Here is a 17,371-nt window from a genome sequence, read left to right as displayed (position 1 = left end):
GGGTGGTTGATATGTCGGTATGTGTTGCCACACTGCCGCAATCGGATTCGCGCCGTCAGTTATGCAATCGGCGGGATTCTATTGCAAATGAACAGAATTCCTGCGGAATCCGGCGGCCGGGTGTCCATCAGCCAGGAATCCGTCGCTGCCGCCGAACAGCTTCTGCCGCAACGTGGTCGGATCGGACGTCTCGCGGGCACGGCCACGCCGGCGGAGTTCCGGGATCAGGTAGGTGGCCACATCGGCGAAGCTGCCGGGCGTGACGTGGTAGGCGATGTTGAACCCGTCCACCCCGGTCCGGTCGGCATACGCGTCCAGGGCGTCGGCCACCGTGGCGGCCGACCCGACGAACAACTCGCCGCCGAACCCGCCCAGTCCCCCGACGTAATCCCGCAACGTCAGACGCTCACGGACCCCGGAATCGGTGACCGCGGCCAGGATGGACCGGCTGGCGTCGGTGTCGAACTGCCCGATCGGCCGGTCCACCCCGTAGGTCGACCAGTCCACCCCGGACAGTGCCGACAACAGCACCAACCCGCCTTCCAGGTCGTGGAAGTCGGCGAGTTCGCGTGCCTTGGCCTGCGCCGCCGAATCGGTACTGTCCGTGACGATCTCGACCGAGGTGATGAACTTCAGCGATTGCGGGTCGCGGCCGTGCCCGGCCGCCCGCCGCCGGATGTCCTCGATATGGCCACGCAGGACCTCGGGCCGTGGATCGCTGACGAACACCAGTTCCGCGTTGCGGGAGGCGAACTCCCGTCCGGCCGGCGATGTTCCCGCCTGGAACAGCACCGGAGTGCGCTGCGGCGAAGGCTCGACCAGGTGTGCCCCCGGCACGGTGAAGTACCGCCCGTGGTGGCCGATGTCGTGCACCTTCGCCGGGTCGGTGTACACCCCGCGCTCGGCGTCGCGCAGCACCGCGCCCGGCTCCCACGAGCCTTCCCACAGCTTGTAGGTCACTTCCACGAATTCCTGGGCCATCGCGTAGCGCTCGTCGTGGGGAATCTGCCGGTCGCGGCCGATGATGTTGCGCGCCGCGCTGTCGAGCAGGGAGGTGACGATGTTCCAGCCGATCCGGCCGCCGGTGAGGTGGTCCAGAGTGCTGAACTTGCGCGCCAGCAGATAGGGACTCTCGTAGGTGGTGGACACCGTGATGCCGAATCCCAGACGCTGGGTCGCCGCGGCCATCGCCGACACCGCCAGCAGCGGATCGGTCACCGGCGTCTGCACGGCCCGCGCCAGCGCGGCACGGGCGTCACCGCCGAACACGTCGAGTTGCCCGACCGCGTCGGCGACGAACAGCACGTCGAATCCGCCGTCGTCGAGCAGCTTCGCCAGTTCCACCCAGTACCGGACATCGGTGTAGTCGGCGGTGCGGTCCTGCGGGTGACGCCACAGCCCGAAGTTGCCGTGCGACACCGTCGACATGGTGAACGCCGACAGCACATACGGTTCGGTCATGACAGCTGCCGCTGCGGTACGTCGAGCCCCAGATGGGATCGCAGTGTGGCGCCGGCGTATTCGTGGCGGAACAGCCCGCGCTTGCGCAGCACCGGAACCACCTGCTCGACGAAAAGCTCGTGCTGGCCCGGTAACCCGGAATCTCGCAGCACGAACCCGTCGGCAGCGCCTGCGCTGAACCACTCCTCGATCTCGTCGGCGATCCGCTCGGGCGTGCCCACCACCGCCGCTCCCCAACCGTTGACCGTGCGATACAGGAACTCTCGCACCGTCGGGTTTCCGTCAGTGGCCAGCAGCCGGTAGCCCGCCAACGCGGTCTGGTGGGTCTCGGTGTGTGCGGGGAAGGCCGACTCCGGAACCGGACCGTCCAGGTCCGCACCGGTGACGTCGACGTCGACCTCGAGCAGCCAACCGGCCTGGTACTGCGGACTGAAGTACTCGTACTCCTGCTGCTGTGCGCGCCTGGCTTCTTCCTCGGTGGAGCCGACGAGATACCGCAGCGACGGGGTGATCAACGGTGGCCTGGCCCGGCCCGAGCGCCGCGACTCCTCGTGGATCTGGGTGTAGAACTCCTGCGCCCGCGCCCGGTTGCCGTGACTGGTGAAGATCACCTCTGCGTGCCGAGACGCGAAACCCCTTCCGGTTTCCGATGATCCGGCCTGGAAGATCACCGGCTGCCCCTGTGCCGACCGAGCCGAGCCCAGCGGACCGGCCACGTCGAAGTAGCGCCCGTGGTGGTCGGTCGGTTGAATTCTGGTGACGTCGTTGAATATCCCCGCGGCGCGGTCCTCGACGATGGTGTCCTCGCCCCAGCCGTCCCACAGCTTGCGCACCACCGCCAGCGCCTCCTCGGCGATGCGGTAGCGCTCGTCGTGGGCCACCACACCGCGGGCGCTGAAGTTGTCGGCGGCGGCCTGCGCGAAGCTGGTCACCAGATTCCAGCCGGCCCGCCCACCGCTGAGGTGATCGAGTGAAAGCAGCTGGCGGGCAAGGTGATACGGGTGAGCCAGGGTGGCCGATCCCGTCACCGCCAGCCCGATCCGGTCGGTGACCGAGGACAGCGCGGCCGTCGCGGTGAGTGGTTCAAAGTCTTCGGTGATCTTGTACGGCCAGGTCGCCGGCGGACCGTAGTTCAGACCATCGGCGAAGAACAGCGCGTCGAACGTGCCGGCCTCGGCGGTCTGGGCATAGCTGATCAGCCGTCGGCGCACCCCGGCGGGGCTGTTGTCGATGTCGGGATGTCGCCACGGCCCGGTAGACCGGGTATTGCCGAAGGCCAGCAGATGAAGCTCTCTTGACACTCCGGCGACACTACGATCGTGACCCGCAACGGCCCAGGGTTGTGCTCAGCGCGAACCAATCCCCCGGACGGGTATCCCTCCCGGGGCCGCCTACTTCTTGGGCTTGTCCGATGCCGCGTCGGTGGACAGCGCCGCGACGAACGCCTCCTGAGGCACCTCCACGCGACCGATGGTCTTCATGCGCTTCTTGCCCTCTTTCTGCTTCTCCAGCAGCTTGCGCTTACGGGTGATGTCACCGCCGTAGCACTTGGACAACACGTCCTTGCGGATCGCCCGGATGTTCTCGCGGGCAATGATCTTCGATCCGATCGCAGCCTGGACCGGCACTTCGAACTGCTGGCGCGGGATGAGCTCTTTGAGCTTGGTGGTCATCTTGTTGCCGTAGGCCGACGCCGAATCCTTGTGCACGATGGCGCTGAACGCGTCCACCGCCTCGCCCTGCAGCAGGATGTCGACCTTGACCAGGTCGGCTTCCTGCTCACCCGCCTCCTCGTAATCCAGGCTGGCGTAGCCGCGGGTACGCGATTTCAGTGAGTCGAAGAAGTCGAAGATGATCTCGCCCAGCGGCATGGTGTAACGCAGCTCGACGCGCTCGGGCGACAGGTAGTCCATGCCGCCCAACTCGCCGCGACGCTGCTGACACAGCTCCATGATGGTGCCGATGAACTCGCTCGGCGCGATCACCGTGGTCTTCACCACCGGCTCAAAGACGCTGCGCACCTTGCCTTCTGGCCAATCCGACGGATTGGTGACGACCATCTCGGAGTTGTCGTCCTTGATCACCCGGTACACGACGTTGGGTGAGGTCGAGATCAGGTCCAGGTTGAACTCGCGCTCCAGGCGCTCCCGGGTGATCTCCATGTGCAACAGACCCAGGAAGCCGCAGCGGAACCCGAAGCCCAGCGCCACCGAGGTCTCGGGCTCATAGGTCAGCGCGGCGTCGTTGAGTTGCAGCTTGTCCAGCGCCTCCCGCAACACCGGATAGTCCGAACCGTCGACCGGGTAGAGGCCCGAGTACACCATCGGCCGGGGTTCGCGGTATCCCGTGAGCGCCTCGGTGGCACCGTTGCGGGCCGAGGTCACGGTGTCACCCACCTTGGACTGGCGAACATCCTTCACGCCGGTGATCAGGTAGCCGACCTCACCGACGCCCAGTCCGTCCGAGGCCTTCGGCTCCGGTGAGACGATGCCGACCTCGAGCAACTCGTGCGTCGCCCCGGTGGACATCATTTTGATCTTCTCGCGCGGGTTGAGCTTGCCGTCCACCACCCGGACGTAGGTGACCACACCGCGGTAGATGTCGTAGACCGAGTCGAAGATCATCGCCCGCGCGGGCGCGTCGGCGTCGCCGACCGGCGCCGGGATCAGCCGCACCACCTCGTCGAGAAGTTCGGCCACGCCCTCGCCGGTCTTACCGGAGACACGCAGCACATCGCTCGGTTCGCAGCCGATGATGTGGGCGATCTCACCGGCGTAGCGCTCCGGGTCGGCAGCGGGCAGGTCGATCTTGTTCAGCACCGGGATGATGGTCAGATCCCGGTCCAACGCCAGGTACAGGTTCGCCAGGGTCTGCGCCTCGATGCCTTGGGCGGCGTCGACCAGCAGTACCGCGCCCTCACAGGCCTCCAGCGCGCGGGACACCTCGTAGGTGAAGTCGACGTGGCCCGGGGTGTCGATCAGGTGCAGCACGAAGTCTTCACCGTTGACCTGCCACGGCAGCCGCACGTTCTGCGCCTTGATGGTGATGCCGCGCTCGCGCTCGATGTCCATCCGATCGAGGTATTGAGCCCGCATATCGCGGTCGGCGACGACGCCGGTGATCCCCAGCATCCGGTCGGCCAACGTCGATTTGCCATGGTCGATGTGGGCGATGATGCAGAAGTTCCGGATCTGCGCCGGCGCAGTGAACGTCTTGTCGGCGAAGCTGCTGATGGGAATCTCCTGGTGAGCGTGGGTGTCAAGCACGTGCTGTGCTCCCTAAGGGTATCGAGCAACCACCGTCGCGACACAATCGCCAGGGGTCCGCTCGCATATGCTCGACACCATGGCGTCGCAGTGGAAGGCGTTCCAACAGGTTCTCAGGGGCGTAGTGGATGGCGCCGAGAACCTGGTGTTCAACGAGGCACCAAAGTTCGTGCGTCAGCTACAGACCACGGACAACGTGCCGCGGACCGTGCAGCAAGGCATCCAACAGGGCCTTCAGCAGGGCCTCAAGCTGGGTCTGGGCGTGCTCGCCGGTGCGGCCGCGCCGCCGCCGCAGGCGATCACCGCCGGCCGTCCGGTATCGAAGAACAGTGTGCCCACCGCACACCGGGCCCGCAAAGTCGTCTACGCCCCCGATCTGGACGGGCAAGCCGATCCCGGCGAGATCGTCTGGACCTGGGTGGTCTACGAGGACGATCCGACCCAGGGCAAGGACCGGCCGGTCCTGGTGGTGGGCCGCGATCAGCGCACCCTGCTCGGGTTGATGTTGTCCAGCCAGGACTACCACCGAGACGATCCGGACTGGATCGCCATCGGCACCGGCACCTGGGATTACGACGGCAGGCCGAGCTGGGTCCGGCTGGACCGGGTGCTCGACGTTCCGGAGGAAGGCATCCGCCGCGAGGGCGCGATCCTGGATCGCGGCCGGTTCGAAGCGGTCGCGCTACGGCTGCGCGCTCAGTACTCCTGGAGCTGAGTCTTTTCAACATCGCCGAGAGCGACGCATTGGCTGCTGTCAGCCCGGCGAAACGACCATTTCGTCACTCTCGGGGACCGGCCGGGCCGGTACCGCATTCGAAACGCACGTACGGCCCGGCGTCGTCGACAGTGATCCGGCACCGCACTCCGTAGACGTCGGCCACGAGCTCCTCGGTCAGCACCTCGGCCGGGGTACCGGTGGCCACCACGGTGCCCGCCGACAGCACCACCACGTGGTCGCAGAACATCGCCGCGAGGTTGAGGTCGTGCAGGGCCACCACACTGGTGACGTCGAGCGTGCGGATCATCGCCAAGATCTCCAGTTGATGGGCGATGTCGAGATGGTTGGTCGGTTCGTCGAGCAGTAGCTCGCTGGGTTCCTGGGCCAGGGCCCGGGCGATCTGCACGCGCTGACGCTCCCCACCCGAGAGGGTGTGCCACAGCCGGTCGGCCATGCTGTGCAAGCCGGTGGCCGCCATCGCCGCGGTGACGGCGGCGGTGTCGTCGCGGCCGCCGCCGAACACCGGGGTATGCGGGATGCGCCCCAACCTGACGATGTCGCGCACCGCGATGTCCAGATCGGTGTCGGCGTGCTGCCCGACCATCGCCACCCGGCGTGCCACCGCGCGCCGCGACATCGTGTGCAGTTCACGTCCGTCGAGCTGCACAGATCCGGAATCAGGCCGATCGATCCCGGCCAGCAGCCGCAGCAGTGAAGACTTACCGGATCCGTTGGGGCCCAACAGACCGACTGTGCTGCCCGGAGCCGGGTCGACCGTGACACCGTCGAGTACGACCCGCCCAGAACGGGTCCAGCACACCTCTACCGCACGCAGGCTCATCGGCGTATCCCCCTGCGCCGCAACAGGATCAATGCGAACGCGGGGACGCCGAGCAGTGCGGTGACCACCCCGGTGGGCAGTTCCTGTGGGGCGAAGACGGTCCGGGCCAGGGTGTCGACCCACACCATGAAGACCGCGCCGAGGATCACCGCGGTCGGCAACAGGCGCCGATGGCCGGGCCCGACGATGAAGCGCGCGGCGTGCGGCAGCACCAGCCCGACGAATCCGATCGCCCCGGCCGCACTGACCAGGGCGGCCGTCACCAACGCGGTCATGACCAACAGCACGACCCGGGACCGGGCCACCGCGACGCCCAGCGTCGCGGCGGCATCCTGACCGAAGGCGAAGGCGTCGAGGGTGCGCGCGTAGGCCAGGCATACCGCCAGGCCGACGCCGACGACGACCGCGCAGGTGAGGACATCGGACCAGGACACCCCGGCCAGCGACCCCAACAGCCAGAACAGCACTCCCCTGGTCTGTTCGGCGTCGGCCGACGACAACACGATGAAGGACGTCAGTGCCGAGAACAGCTGGGTTCCGGCCACTCCGGCCAGTACCACCCGGTCGGTCCCGCCTCCGGCCGCGTAGGCGAGCAGCAGCACCACGGCGAACGACAGCACCGCACCGGCGAAGGCGCCGCCGGACAAGGTCAGCGTGCCCGCGCCGACGCCGAGCACCGCGACCAGCACCGCGCCCGTAGAGGCGCCCGACGAGACCCCCAGCACGAACGGGTCGGCCAGCGGATTGCGCAGCAGCGACTGCAGTACCGCCCCGCACAGTGCCAGCCCGGCTCCACAGATGGCTGCCAGGACGACCCTCGGCAGGCGCAGTTGCCAGACGATGCTCTCCTGCAGTCGGGTCGCGCCCGAGGGCCCCGCGCCGAGACGGTCACCGACGATTCGGTAGACGTCGCCCACCGACAACGCGGCGGGCCCGATGGTGATGGCCACCGCGGCCGAGAACACCAGAAGGACAAGGCCGGCGGCCCACAATCCGCCGAGCCACCCGGTACGCAGACTCACCGCGGTGAGCCGAAACCGAGTTCGGCAAGGCCCTTCGCCACCTTCTCGACGCCGTCCACGGTGCGGATCGACGGATTGAGATCGGCCCCGTTCACCACGATGTAGCGGCGTTCCCGGACGGCGGCCAGGCCTCGGGTGAGCGGATTCGATTCCAGGAAGTCGACTTTGGTCTGCAGCGCGTCACCGTCGATCGTGCGGCGGCTCAGGTCGCCCAGCACCAACACATCCGGATCACGGTCGGCCACACTCTCCCAACTCACCTGCGGCCATTCATCGGTGGTGTCGGCGAACACGTTGTGTGCCCCGACGGTCCCGGCGATCACCCCGGGGGATCCGCAGCAGCCGGCGAAGTAGGGGGCACGAACATCGGAGAACCAGAAGGCCATGTCGACTCCGGAGGCGGCCGCACCGGCCGTGTCCATCCGGCCGCGCAACTCCGCGATGAGCCGATCGCCGCGTTCGACGACACCGAATATCCTGGCCAGGTCCCGGATTTCGGTGTAGACGGCGTCCATGCTGAACGGGGTGCTGCGCGCGCCGTCGCCGTTGACCGAGGTCTTGCCCTCGCAGTCGCTCGGCGCCAGATAGGTCGGCACGCCCAGTTGTGCGAACTGGTCCCGGTCGGCGACACCGCCGGGCCCCAGGGTGCCGCCGAAAGACGCCGACACAAAATCGGGTTCGGTGTCGAGCACCGTCTCCAGCGCCGGTTTGTTCACCGCCAGCCGTGGCACGCGGGCATTCTCGGCCTCGAGGCCGGGGCGCACCGGGTCCGTCCACGTCGCGGTGCCGACCATGCGGTCCGCCAAGCCCAGCGAGAGCAGAATCTCGGTGGAGCCCTGGTTCAACGACACCGCACGCTGCGGCGGTGCATCGATCATCACCTGCCTGCCGCAGTTCTGCACCGTCAGCGGATATCCGGGCGCCGCCCCGGAAGGCGCTGCCGGGTCGGTGGCCTGGCCGCAGGCGGCCATCAGCAGCGCACCCATCGCTCCGGCCAATAGCCGGACCCGTCCCGTCACCGGGCCAGCCCGAACGCCCGGAAACCGGCAGCCAGCTTCTCCAGGGCATCGATCTCGCGGATTCCGGGGTCGAGTTCGGATCCGGACAGTACGACATAGCGCTTGTCGCGTACCGCGGTCATGTTCCTGGTCACCGGATTCGATTCCAGGAACCTCACTTTCGCATCCAGCGCGTCCCCGTCGACACGCCGTCGATTGAGGTCGGCCAGCACCAGCACATCGGGGTCGCGGTCGGCCAGGGCCTCCCAGCTGACCTCCGGCCAGTCCTCGCGGGTATCGGCGAAGACATTGGTGACGCCGAGTTCGGTGGCGTACAGCCCGGGCGCCGAGCAGCAGCCGGCCAGATACGGCGTCCGTAGCCCCGAGAACCAGAATGCGACGCTGGTATCCGGCTCCGTGATCGACGGTGTGTCGTCCAGCCGCCGGGTGAGCCGGTCGATCAGGTCGCGGCCGCGCTCCTGCACATCGAAGATCTGGGCCAGCTCACCGATCTCCCGGAACAGGGTGTCGAGGGCCAGCGGTTCGATGCGGGTGACGGTCTCACCGTCGACTTTCGCCCCGGTACACACCGAAGGCGATTGATACGTCGGGATGCCCAGCTGAGCGAACTTCGACCGGTCGGCGACCACCGCGGAAGTAAAGGTGTGAGCGCTGGCCGAGGTCACCAGGTCCGGCTCGACATCGAGCACCGTCTCCAGCCCCGGGTCGTTGTCCGCCAGCCGGGGCACCGTGGCATTGTCGGCCGCGAGTTCGGGCAGCACCGGATCGAACCAGGTGGACGTGCCGACCATCCGATCGGCCAGACCGAGCGCCAGCAAGATCTCGGTCGAGGACTGGTACAGCGACACGGCCCGCTGCGGCGGTCCGTCGAAAGTGACTCTCACACCGCAGTTCTCGATCGTGAGTGGATAGCTGGTCGGGCCCGCGGCGGGCTCGGCGGCGGGGTTGTCGGCGCCCGACTCTCGATGCCCGCAAGCCACCGTGAGCAACAACGTCACAGACAACAGGGACAACAGTGCGATGAGTACACGCACGGCCAAGACTTCCTTTGATCCAGGGCCCGGTCGCGGAGCCGTCAACGGTCATTCCCGGCCACAGGTAGTCGGACTCGAGGCGGTGCCTCATACCGTTGCGCGTCAGTTCCGGCTTTTCACCGGATTCCCCTGTTGGTCGGCCTTCGCACTGTAACAGCCACGCTGCTTCGGCGATTGCCCTCGCGGCCGGCTACCGCGGCGCCCGCCACATCGGTGTCATGGTGGGTCCGCCGTCGGGCAGCACGATCTCGCCGGTGACCTCGAACCCGAAACGCATGTAGTACGGGACGTTGTCGGGGTTGCTCGACTCCAGATAGGCGGGTGCATGCTCGGCGTCCACCCGGTCGAGGCGCGATTGCATCAGGGCATGCCCGAACCCGCCGCCTCGCACCGCGGGATCACTGCCGATCACCGCCAGATACCAGTGCGGCTCCTCCGGGTGCTGCTTCTTCATCAGCTCGACCACCTGCTGGCCGCGCCGCATGGTGCTGCCGAAGGCCAGCACCATCGTGGGCAGCATGCGCAGTTCTTCGCCCGGCGTCTGTTTCCAGCGGCCCGGACCGTCCCACAACGCTGCCGCCCCGATCTCGCCGTCCCGGACGGCCACCTCAGCGCCACCGCCGGCGAGAAAATGGTGGCGCGTGATCGCCGCGAACAGCCGCGGCAGCCCCTTGGCGCGACGGGTGTCGTCGGCCAGGATCCAGGCCATCACCGGGTCATTGTGGAAGGCCCGGCCCAGGACCGCGGCGAGCCGCTTCACGTCAGACTTGTTCGGAGGACGGACATCGACGGCAGCCACCAACCCACCATCGCACATGCCTCTGACCGCCTGAGCGGTCCCGGCGGTCGGCGGCGTCACAGTCGACGCTGTCAGGCCACCTCGATGGCCGGCGGGTTCCAGGTGCCCTCGGTGATGCCCGGCTCACCCCAGTAGGCACGGATGTAGAGGGAGAACGGCCCGGCGGGCGCGGGCAGCCAGTTCGACTCGGTGTCCGGCCCCGGCGACTTCAAGCCGGCGTAGAGCGTCAGCGATCCGTCGGGATTGCGCTTGAGGGTCTTGTTCTTGGTGCCCAAGGAGTAGCGCTTGAGGTCGTTGGGGTGGAACAGGTGCTTGTCGTTGTAGAGCGTCAGTGACCAGAACCCCTTGACGGGCGGTTCCTGGCCGGCAGGGAAGGTGACCTTGTACAGCTTGTCGCCGTGGAGCGGGGCGCCGGTGGCGTCGTTGTCGGAGTAGAAGTACTGCGTCTCGGTGGGCCGGTTGTCGAACATGTTGGATCTCGCGGTACCGGTGCGGTCGAAGTAGTCGATCCCGAACTGCGCGTTGTTGGTTGAGCGGTTCCAGCCGTTGCCCGCGGGCCGTCCGTTGTGCGCCCACTGGAAGAACGGCCCGATGACTTCGTGTTCCGTGCCCACCGCAGTGTCGACGAGAACCTTTTTGATGTCGGGGTTCTCATTGGCCGAGTCCAGCAGCGCCCGAAACTGTGCGTAGAGCGCTTCCTCACCGGGTAGGGGGGCCACCTGATCCAGGATGGAACCGAACTCGTCGAAAAACTTCTCGGGCACAACCCATTTCGTCTCGCCCGCACCGGCATCGGAGGGCGGTGCGGGGATCGTGGCAAGCTTGGCCCACTCGGTGGTCCTCATCTTGCCGTCGAAATCACCGAGCGGATAGATGTCGACCTGGTTGATCACCGACTGGATCGCGGCATGATCCTCGGGGGTGTCGTCCATGAAGACTCGCGGCACGGCGTTGGCCAACGAGGTGGCGCTCCTGATCACCGCCTCCACACCGTCAGGTTTTTCGCCTTTCCAGTTCGGTCCGGCCAGGAGATAGAAACCCGGCTTGGTGCCATACGGCTTGCCGAGTTCACCGAACTGATCGGTGCGCGCGTCGTACAGCGCGTAGACCCAGAACCGGTCGCCGAAATCAGGCACCTGGGCTATCACCGGCTGGTCATCAAGCGAGAAGTACGCCAACCCGTACACCACGTCCTGATTGGGGCAGGTCACGAACGTCTCGGCCGGGTCGATGTAGTTGGCCAGCATCGCGAGCCTGCCCTGCGGGGCGACGGGCAGGATGCCGCCGAGCAGACCAGGATGCGGCGCCTGGGTGATCTGGGCACGCCTGTTGAGCATGTTGACCAGCGGCCAGCCCCAGACGTAAGCGAACTGCGCGATCGTCTGGGCATATCCCGGGAACATCCCTACCCCGGGGGCGGGCTGGGTGAGGTCCGCGGCGCCGGCCGCTGATTCGGGCGCGGCCGACGGCGACGGGCCGCCGGGTTCCCTGGTTTCTGAGCCGTTCGAGGTCTTCTCGGTCGAGCACGCGGCCATCACGGTGGCGACACCGGCGGTGGCTGCCGCCATACCCGCTGTCCGCAGTACTCCACGTCGGGTCAGTGGCACATCCATGTCCCAGCGGTTCCTTTCCCGGTTATGTTCGGTTCTCGCCGACCAAGTCTCAACCGACCATAGCCCCAGGACCGCACCCACACCGGGGCATTCAGCGCAGCGAATTATCGCTTCGCTACTTGATATTCGCTACAGCTACGCCCGAACAGTCACCGCGCCGACGCCGAACTTCCACCGACCAAAGGCCATTGGCGAACCCTTGCCGGCGTGTGTCGGCCTCCGTCGCCTCGTCGCCTCAACGGCTCTGCGTGATGTAGGCCTGCAGCTGTTCCTGCTCGGCCTCGAGTTCTTCCATGCGGGTCTTGACGATGTCACCGATGCTGACGATGCCGGTCAGCCGGCCGCCGTCGAGCACCGGGATGTGGCGCACCCGGTTCTCGGTCATCAGCGCACTCAGGTGATCCACGGTGTCGTGCGGCGTACAGGTCGCCACCACCGTGGTCATGATCTCCGACACCGGCTGAGCCAACAGGCTGCTCCCCCGCTCGTGCAGCTTGCGCACCACATCGCGTTCGGAGACGATCCCGGCCAGCCCGCCGGGACCGATGACCACCATGGCACCGATGTTCAGCTCGGTCAGGCCGGCCAGCAGTTCGGTCACCGTCGTCTCCGGCGAAATCGTCACCACCGCCGTGCCCTTGTTTTTCAGCACGTCCGCGATTCGCATCGGCAGCCTCCGATCGTGATCCACCTCACACAAGGCTAGGTCGGTGGTCGCCGGTAGGAAAGGGGCCACGCCCAGCGACAGCCAGGAATCCGATTCCGAGTATCCGTCGCGGGAACGGAGTAGGAATGGGGCCATGATCGAGGTCACGCTGCTCGGTACCGGTAGCCCGATCCCTGATCCGGAGCGGGCCGGACCGTCAACCCTCGTGCGCGCGGGCGACCAGATGTTTCTGATCGACTGTGGCCGCGGGGTGCTGCAGCGTCTGGCCGCCGCCGGCTCGGGCGCCAACCAGCTCAGCGCGCTCCTGCTGACCCACCTGCACAGCGATCACATCGCCGACCTGGGCGACGTGATCATCACCCGCTGGGTGAGCACGTTCACCCCAGAGGCACCGCCCCTGCCGATCATCGGCCCGCCGGGAACCGCAGAAGTGGTCGATGCGACGCTGCGGGTATTCGGACACGACATCGGCTATCGCATCGCCCACCACGCCGACCTCACCGGCCCACCGCGGGTGGAGGTCCACGAATACACCGACGCGGTGGTGTGGGACCACGGCGGCGTGCAGATCCGGGTCGCCCCTACCGATCACCGGCCGGTCACACCGACCATCGCGTTCCGGATCGAACACGGCGGTGCCTCGGTGGTGGCGGCCGGTGACACCGTGCCGTGTCCCAGCCTGGACGCGCTGGCCGCCGGTGCAGGAGCCTTGGTGCACACGGTGATTCGCAAGGACCTGATCGAATTGCTTCCGCAGCAGCGGATCCGCGACATCTGCGACTATCACTCCTCGGTGCAGGAGGCGGCGGCGACCGCCACCCGCGCCGGCGTCGGGATCCTGATCCTCACCCACTATGTGCCCGGGATCGCCGCGGGCACCGAGGACGACTGGCGCGCGCTGGCCGCATCGGTGTTCGACCGCCAGATCGAACTGGGCGACGACCTGCACCGGGTCGAAGTTCATCCCGGGGTGTGTACCCGCTCGCGAAGCTGATCGGCCGCCCCGGCGGCGACGTCGAGATCCGCACCGGCCCAGGGGCGTCCGCGGGTGATCAGCACGACGTGCTGCAGGCCGAGTTCGGTGAGCGCCCGGCACCGCTGCACCAGCTGTGCCACCGTTTCACCGGGTTCGAGCCCGGTGGTGACCGTGCGGTGCACCGCGTCGGCTGGTCGCCCGACGTCGGAACAGTGCCGGTCCAGTACCTCGAGCTGACGACGGATGGCTCGGCCACCGTCGGGAACGTCGAACAGGTTGCAGGCGTCACCGTACTGCGCGACGAGCCGCAGCGTGCGGCGCTCACCGGTGCCGCCGATCAACACCGGAGGGTGTGGCACCGTAACGGGACGTGGACTGCCGACCGGTCGCTGCAGTGCCAAATGTTGTCCCCGGAAGGCCGATTCGTCGCCGTGCCACATGTGCTGGGCCAGTTGCAGCAGCTCGGTCATCCGCTCGAACCGCTCTGTGACACCCGGCAGGAACAACCCCATCGCAGTCGCCTCGGCCGCGTTGTAACCCGCGCCGAGCCCGAGCCACGCGCGGCCGTTCGACAGCACGTCGAGCGTCGTCACCGCCTTGATCAGCAACGCGGGCGCGCGGAAGGTCGCCGCTGTCACCATGGTGCCCAGTCGAATCCGGCGCGTCGCCGCGGCGAGGTACCCGAGCGCGGTGTACGCCTCCAGCATCGGTTCGTCGGCGGGACTGGCGGGGTCGGCCTGGAGCAGGTGATCGGCCACCCACAGCGTGTCGACGGCAGTGCCATCGAGAAAGGGCGCCATCGAGGCCAGCCGCTCGTGAATCGGCTCCCGCCACGAGTAGTTCGTGACGCTCACGCTGAGTTTCATGCCCGCCTCCGAGCGACCCGCCGCGCCGGCAGGAGTGCACCGACCACGATGAGCCAGATGAGACCCGTGAACCGGGCGATCGGCAGGATCACCGCCGATCCCGGCCAGATCAACACCAGCGTGGCCAGTTCCGCCAGCGCGGCGATCACCAGCCCGATCCAGGCCACCGGTCGCGGCAGTAGTCCCAGGACGAGGCCGGGCACCGCGATCCCGGCGAGCAGCAAGCCGAGCGCGACGATGTGCCCGACACCGCCGGTGAGGAATACCAGGTAGTACAGCGCACGGATCAGACCGTCGTCGACGACCACCTCAGCCCTGGACATCGTCCAGCAGATCAACCCGGACAACGCGAGGGCGCCCGCCGCCAGAATGCCGCCGGCCAGCGCGATGGTGGCCCCGGGCGCCGTCACGCCCAGTTGCCGCAAGCGCGTGCTCACGGTCGCGGCATAGATGGCCAGCGGTACCGAGGCGGCGAACGTGCCGACCGCACTGGCCTGCACCGCGGAGTGGTTGTCGTGGATGTATCGAACGACCTCGGCCGCCGGGCCGTAGGGCAACGGCATCACCCCGCCGAGTGCAACACCGACGGCGAGTCCGGCCAGCAGCAGCGCCAGGGATACGGCCGCTACCGGGGCCAAGGGCGGTCCGCCCTGCCGTCCGGTCGGCCGGTCGGTGCGAATTCGATCTCCCGTTGAATCGTTCATGAGTTGAACGATATGCCCGGTTCGCGCCGAACTCAACCTTCTGAATATTTTTGTTTTTGAACGATTTCATCGTGATACGGTTCGACGGTGGAGAACGGACGGCCCGACACCGTGGCATTTCTGTTGGCGCAGCTCGGCCACGGGGCCGCGGCGCAGTTCGCCGAACAGATGGCGACGATCGAGCTCACCCCACCGCACGCCGGAATCCTGCGCGCCATCGGAGCGCAACCCGGGCTCAGCCAGCAGTCCCTGAGCACCCAGCTGGGCCTGCTACCCAGTCGCGTTGTCAGTTATGTCGACGATCTGGAAGACCGCGGCTACGTCGAGCGCCGCCGCAACCCCGACGATCGCCGCCTCCACGCGTTGTTCCTCAGCACCGCAGGCAAAAAGGCACTGCGCCGCATCGGGGAGCTGGCGCGGCGGCACGATGAACAGCTGACCGCCGGGCTCGACGCCGGACAGCGCGACGAGCTGCACGCCCTGCTACAGATCCTCGCCGACCACCAGGGGCTGACGCCGCACGTGCACCCCGGCTTCCGCAATCTCGGCCGCACCGGCCGCGTCAAGCCAGTCGGGTGACCTCCACCACCACGTCGAGATCCGTCGACCCTTCGCCCGAATAAATTCCCTTGAGCGGGGCCACATCCGAGTAGTCCCGGCCCACACCGACGCTGATGTACTGCTCCGTGATCTCGCTGTCGTTGGTCGGGTCGTAGTGCCACCACCCGCCGGTCCAGGCCTGAATCCAGGCGTGACTCTGCCCGTCGATCGTGTCCCCCACCACCGCCTCGCGCGAAGGATGAAGGTAGCCCGAGACGTACCGGGCGGGAATTCCCATGGACCGCAACATGATCAGCGAAAGATGGGCGAAGTCCTGACACACGCCCTTGCCCTCGCGCAGGGCATCCAGACCCGACGAGTGCACCCCGGTGGTCCCCGGAACATAGTCGAGCTCGCTGCGCACCCACTGCGCCACGGCCGTCACGGCATCGAACGGGTTGTGTTCCTTGGCGATCCGCTGCCCGACCCGCGCGATGCGCCGGCTGCGCGGGGTGTAGTGCGTCGGGCTGAGCACCTCGTCAAACCGGTCGATCACGGCCTCCGAGCGCAGATCATCCCAGCCCACCAGCTCCTCGGGTTTCTCGGCGACCTCGGTCTCGACCACCGAGGACCCCGAGACCTCCAACTCGGTGTGCGGGGCGTGCAGGTCGAATGCCGTCACCGCGGTGCCCCAGTAGTCGACATACCGGTAGGACCTGGTGGCCGGGATGGTCTCGACCCGGTTCAGGATCACGTTCTGCCGCGAATCCGAACGCGGGGTCAGCCGGGCCTCGTTGAAGGACGCGGTCACCGCCGACTTGTAGGCGTATCCCGTGGAGTGCACCACCCGTAGCCGCCACATCTAAACCTCGCCTTCCTCGATCACGACCGCATCCCCGTGCCCGGCATCGGTCCAGGCCACCCACGGCGCGGAGTGGAAGTACTGCAGCGACAGCGCTTCTCCGACATCGCGGCAGGTTTTCTGCAGCCCGGCCAGCCGGGCGTCCAGGGATTCCAGCACCGCACCCGGCTGCAGGAACTCCAGCTCGCTGCGCGCCCGGCCCAGGAGCCGCTGCGCCTCGGCGGTGGCCCCGAGCCGGCTGTGCGGCCGATTGAGCAACTCGTCGAGGCTGTGTTCGGCTAGCCGCAACGAATAGAAGATCGACCGCGGGAAAAGCCGGTCCAGCAGCATGAACTCGACCACGCGACCGGCATCGAGCGCGCCGCGGTAGGTACGCAGGTACGTGTCGTGGGCCCCGGCCGAGCGCAACAACGTGACCCAGGCCGGCGACGACCCGCTGTCCCCGACCCGCGACAACAGCAGCCGCACGGTCATGTCGACGCGTTCGATCGCGCGGCCCAGCACCATGAACCGGTAGCCGTCGTCGCGGCTCAACGTCGAATCGGCCAGCCCGGCGAACATCGCCGCGCGCCCCTCCACATACGACAGGAACTCGTGCGGGCCCAGACGTTTGGCCGCGCGCTCCCGCTCGGCCAGCGCGTTGTAGGTGGTGTTGAGGCACTCCCAGATCTCGGTCGAGGTGACTTCGCGGGCACCGCGGGCGTTCTCGCGCGCGGCCGAGATCGAGTCGACGATCGAATAGCCGCTACTGTCACGGCTGAAGGCCACGATGTCGGTCAGCGACCACACGTCCAGGCGCCGTGTGGGCGGCTCGATCCCGAGCACCCGCAGCAGTGTTCGCGAGGCGACATCCGGGTCGACGCTGGAATCCTCCAACAGCTGATGCACCGTGACATCGAGAATGCGTGCGGTGTCGTCGGCCCGTTCCACATAACGTCCGATCCAGTACAACGACTCGGCATTGCGCGCCAGCATCTACCCCC

17 protein-coding genes are annotated in these 17,371 nt (G+C 67.4%); 3 read left to right on the top strand and 14 right to left on the bottom strand.

Annotated features, from left to right (window positions below):
• Positions 1-78 precede the first annotated feature (78 nt).
• From TX88_RS28920 to lepA, 3 genes are all read right to left on the bottom strand, one after another.
• Complete coding sequence (locus tag TX88_RS28920) at positions 79-1,461, bottom strand: LLM class flavin-dependent oxidoreductase (RefSeq protein WP_044522968.1); 1,383 nt, start codon at positions 1,459-1,461, stop codon at positions 79-81.
• Positions 1,458-2,762, bottom strand: a complete 1,305-nt coding sequence (locus tag TX88_RS28915) for an NtaA/DmoA family FMN-dependent monooxygenase (RefSeq protein ID WP_044522966.1) — start codon at positions 2,760-2,762, stop codon at positions 1,458-1,460. The genes TX88_RS28920 and TX88_RS28915 overlap by 4 nt, the downstream gene beginning before the upstream one ends.
• 90 nt (positions 2,763-2,852) lie before the next feature.
• Complete coding sequence (gene lepA, locus TX88_RS28910; RefSeq protein ID WP_044522964.1) at positions 2,853-4,727, bottom strand: translation elongation factor 4; 1,875 nt, start codon at positions 4,725-4,727, stop codon at positions 2,853-2,855.
• A 79-nt stretch (positions 4,728-4,806) separates the two neighbouring features.
• Here lepA and TX88_RS28905 point away from each other — a divergent pair, with 79 nt between their 5' ends.
• A complete protein-coding gene (locus tag TX88_RS28905; RefSeq protein ID WP_110918258.1) occupies positions 4,807-5,442 on the top strand; it encodes a type II toxin-antitoxin system PemK/MazF family toxin in 636 nt (211 codons plus the stop codon).
• A gap of 64 nt (positions 5,443-5,506) precedes the next feature.
• On the opposite strand, the gene TX88_RS28900 is transcribed toward TX88_RS28905, so the two are convergent.
• The 7 genes from TX88_RS28900 to TX88_RS28870 all read right to left on the bottom strand — a co-directional run bounded on the left by TX88_RS28900 (position 5,507) and on the right by TX88_RS28870 (position 12,440).
• A complete protein-coding gene (locus TX88_RS28900; RefSeq protein WP_044522958.1) occupies positions 5,507-6,286 on the bottom strand; it encodes an ABC transporter ATP-binding protein in 780 nt (259 codons plus the stop codon).
• On the bottom strand, positions 6,283-7,308 hold the full coding sequence (locus tag TX88_RS28895) for a FecCD family ABC transporter permease (RefSeq protein WP_044522955.1): 1,026 nt from the start codon (positions 7,306-7,308) through the stop codon (positions 6,283-6,285). The genes TX88_RS28900 and TX88_RS28895 overlap by 4 nt, the downstream gene beginning before the upstream one ends.
• Positions 7,305-8,279, bottom strand: a complete 975-nt coding sequence (locus tag TX88_RS28890; RefSeq protein WP_244438720.1) for an ABC transporter substrate-binding protein — start codon at positions 8,277-8,279, stop codon at positions 7,305-7,307. The genes TX88_RS28895 and TX88_RS28890 overlap by 4 nt, the downstream gene beginning before the upstream one ends.
• 44 nt (positions 8,280-8,323) lie before the next feature.
• Positions 8,324-9,361 carry an ABC transporter substrate-binding protein gene (locus tag TX88_RS28885; protein WP_044524214.1) on the bottom strand — a complete coding sequence of 346 codons (1,038 nt, stop codon included), beginning with the start codon at positions 9,359-9,361 and terminating at the stop codon, positions 8,324-8,326.
• Between the two features lie 190 nt (positions 9,362-9,551).
• Positions 9,552-10,160: a GNAT family N-acetyltransferase gene (locus tag TX88_RS28880; RefSeq protein ID WP_162563227.1), complete on the bottom strand. Its 609-nt coding sequence runs from the start codon at positions 10,158-10,160 to the stop codon at positions 9,552-9,554.
• Between the two features lie 71 nt (positions 10,161-10,231).
• Positions 10,232-11,728 carry a DUF1254 domain-containing protein gene (locus TX88_RS28875; RefSeq protein ID WP_110918221.1) on the bottom strand — a complete coding sequence of 499 codons (1,497 nt, stop codon included), beginning with the start codon at positions 11,726-11,728 and terminating at the stop codon, positions 10,232-10,234.
• A 280-nt stretch (positions 11,729-12,008) separates the two neighbouring features.
• Entirely contained in the window at positions 12,009-12,440 is a 432-nt protein-coding gene (locus TX88_RS28870; protein WP_044524204.1) for a CBS domain-containing protein, read from the bottom strand.
• A gap of 133 nt (positions 12,441-12,573) precedes the next feature.
• On the opposite strand from TX88_RS28870, the gene TX88_RS28865 reads away from it, so the two are divergent.
• On the top strand, positions 12,574-13,434 hold the full coding sequence (locus TX88_RS28865) for a ribonuclease Z (protein WP_044522948.1): 861 nt from the start codon (positions 12,574-12,576) through the stop codon (positions 13,432-13,434).
• Here the strand turns inward: TX88_RS28865 and TX88_RS28860 are convergent.
• Together TX88_RS28860 and TX88_RS28855 are read right to left on the bottom strand one after the other, a co-directional pair.
• On the bottom strand, positions 13,401-14,282 hold the full coding sequence (locus tag TX88_RS28860; RefSeq protein ID WP_044522946.1) for a TIGR03560 family F420-dependent LLM class oxidoreductase: 882 nt from the start codon (positions 14,280-14,282) through the stop codon (positions 13,401-13,403). The genes TX88_RS28865 and TX88_RS28860 overlap by 34 nt on opposite strands.
• Positions 14,279-14,986 (bottom strand): hypothetical protein, encoded by a 708-nt coding sequence (locus TX88_RS28855; RefSeq protein ID WP_209447119.1) that lies wholly within the window; start codon positions 14,984-14,986, stop codon positions 14,279-14,281. Before TX88_RS28855 ends, TX88_RS28860 begins: the two co-directional genes overlap by 4 nt.
• An 87-nt stretch (positions 14,987-15,073) precedes the next feature.
• Between TX88_RS28855 and TX88_RS28850 the strand changes: the two genes are divergently transcribed.
• Positions 15,074-15,565 carry a MarR family winged helix-turn-helix transcriptional regulator gene (locus TX88_RS28850; RefSeq protein ID WP_044522945.1) on the top strand — a complete coding sequence of 164 codons (492 nt, stop codon included), beginning with the start codon at positions 15,074-15,076 and terminating at the stop codon, positions 15,563-15,565.
• Here the strand turns inward: TX88_RS28850 and TX88_RS28845 are convergent.
• Positions 15,549-16,388, bottom strand: coding sequence for a transglutaminase family protein (locus tag TX88_RS28845; RefSeq protein WP_044522943.1), 840 nt, complete (start codon positions 16,386-16,388; stop codon positions 15,549-15,551). The two genes, TX88_RS28850 and TX88_RS28845, sit on opposite strands and share 17 nt — an antisense overlap.
• Positions 16,389-17,363 carry an alpha-E domain-containing protein gene (locus TX88_RS28840; protein ID WP_044522941.1) on the bottom strand — a complete coding sequence of 325 codons (975 nt, stop codon included), beginning with the start codon at positions 17,361-17,363 and terminating at the stop codon, positions 16,389-16,391.
• Between the last annotated feature and the right edge of the window lie 8 nt (positions 17,364-17,371).

It is taken from the genome of Mycolicibacterium septicum DSM 44393, assembly GCF_000455325.1.
GTDB classification, from domain to species: Bacteria; Actinomycetota; Actinomycetes; order Mycobacteriales; family Mycobacteriaceae; genus Mycobacterium; species Mycobacterium septicum.
Note: the sequence above shows the minus strand (reverse complement) of the source record. Positions and strands in the feature narration are given on the sequence as shown.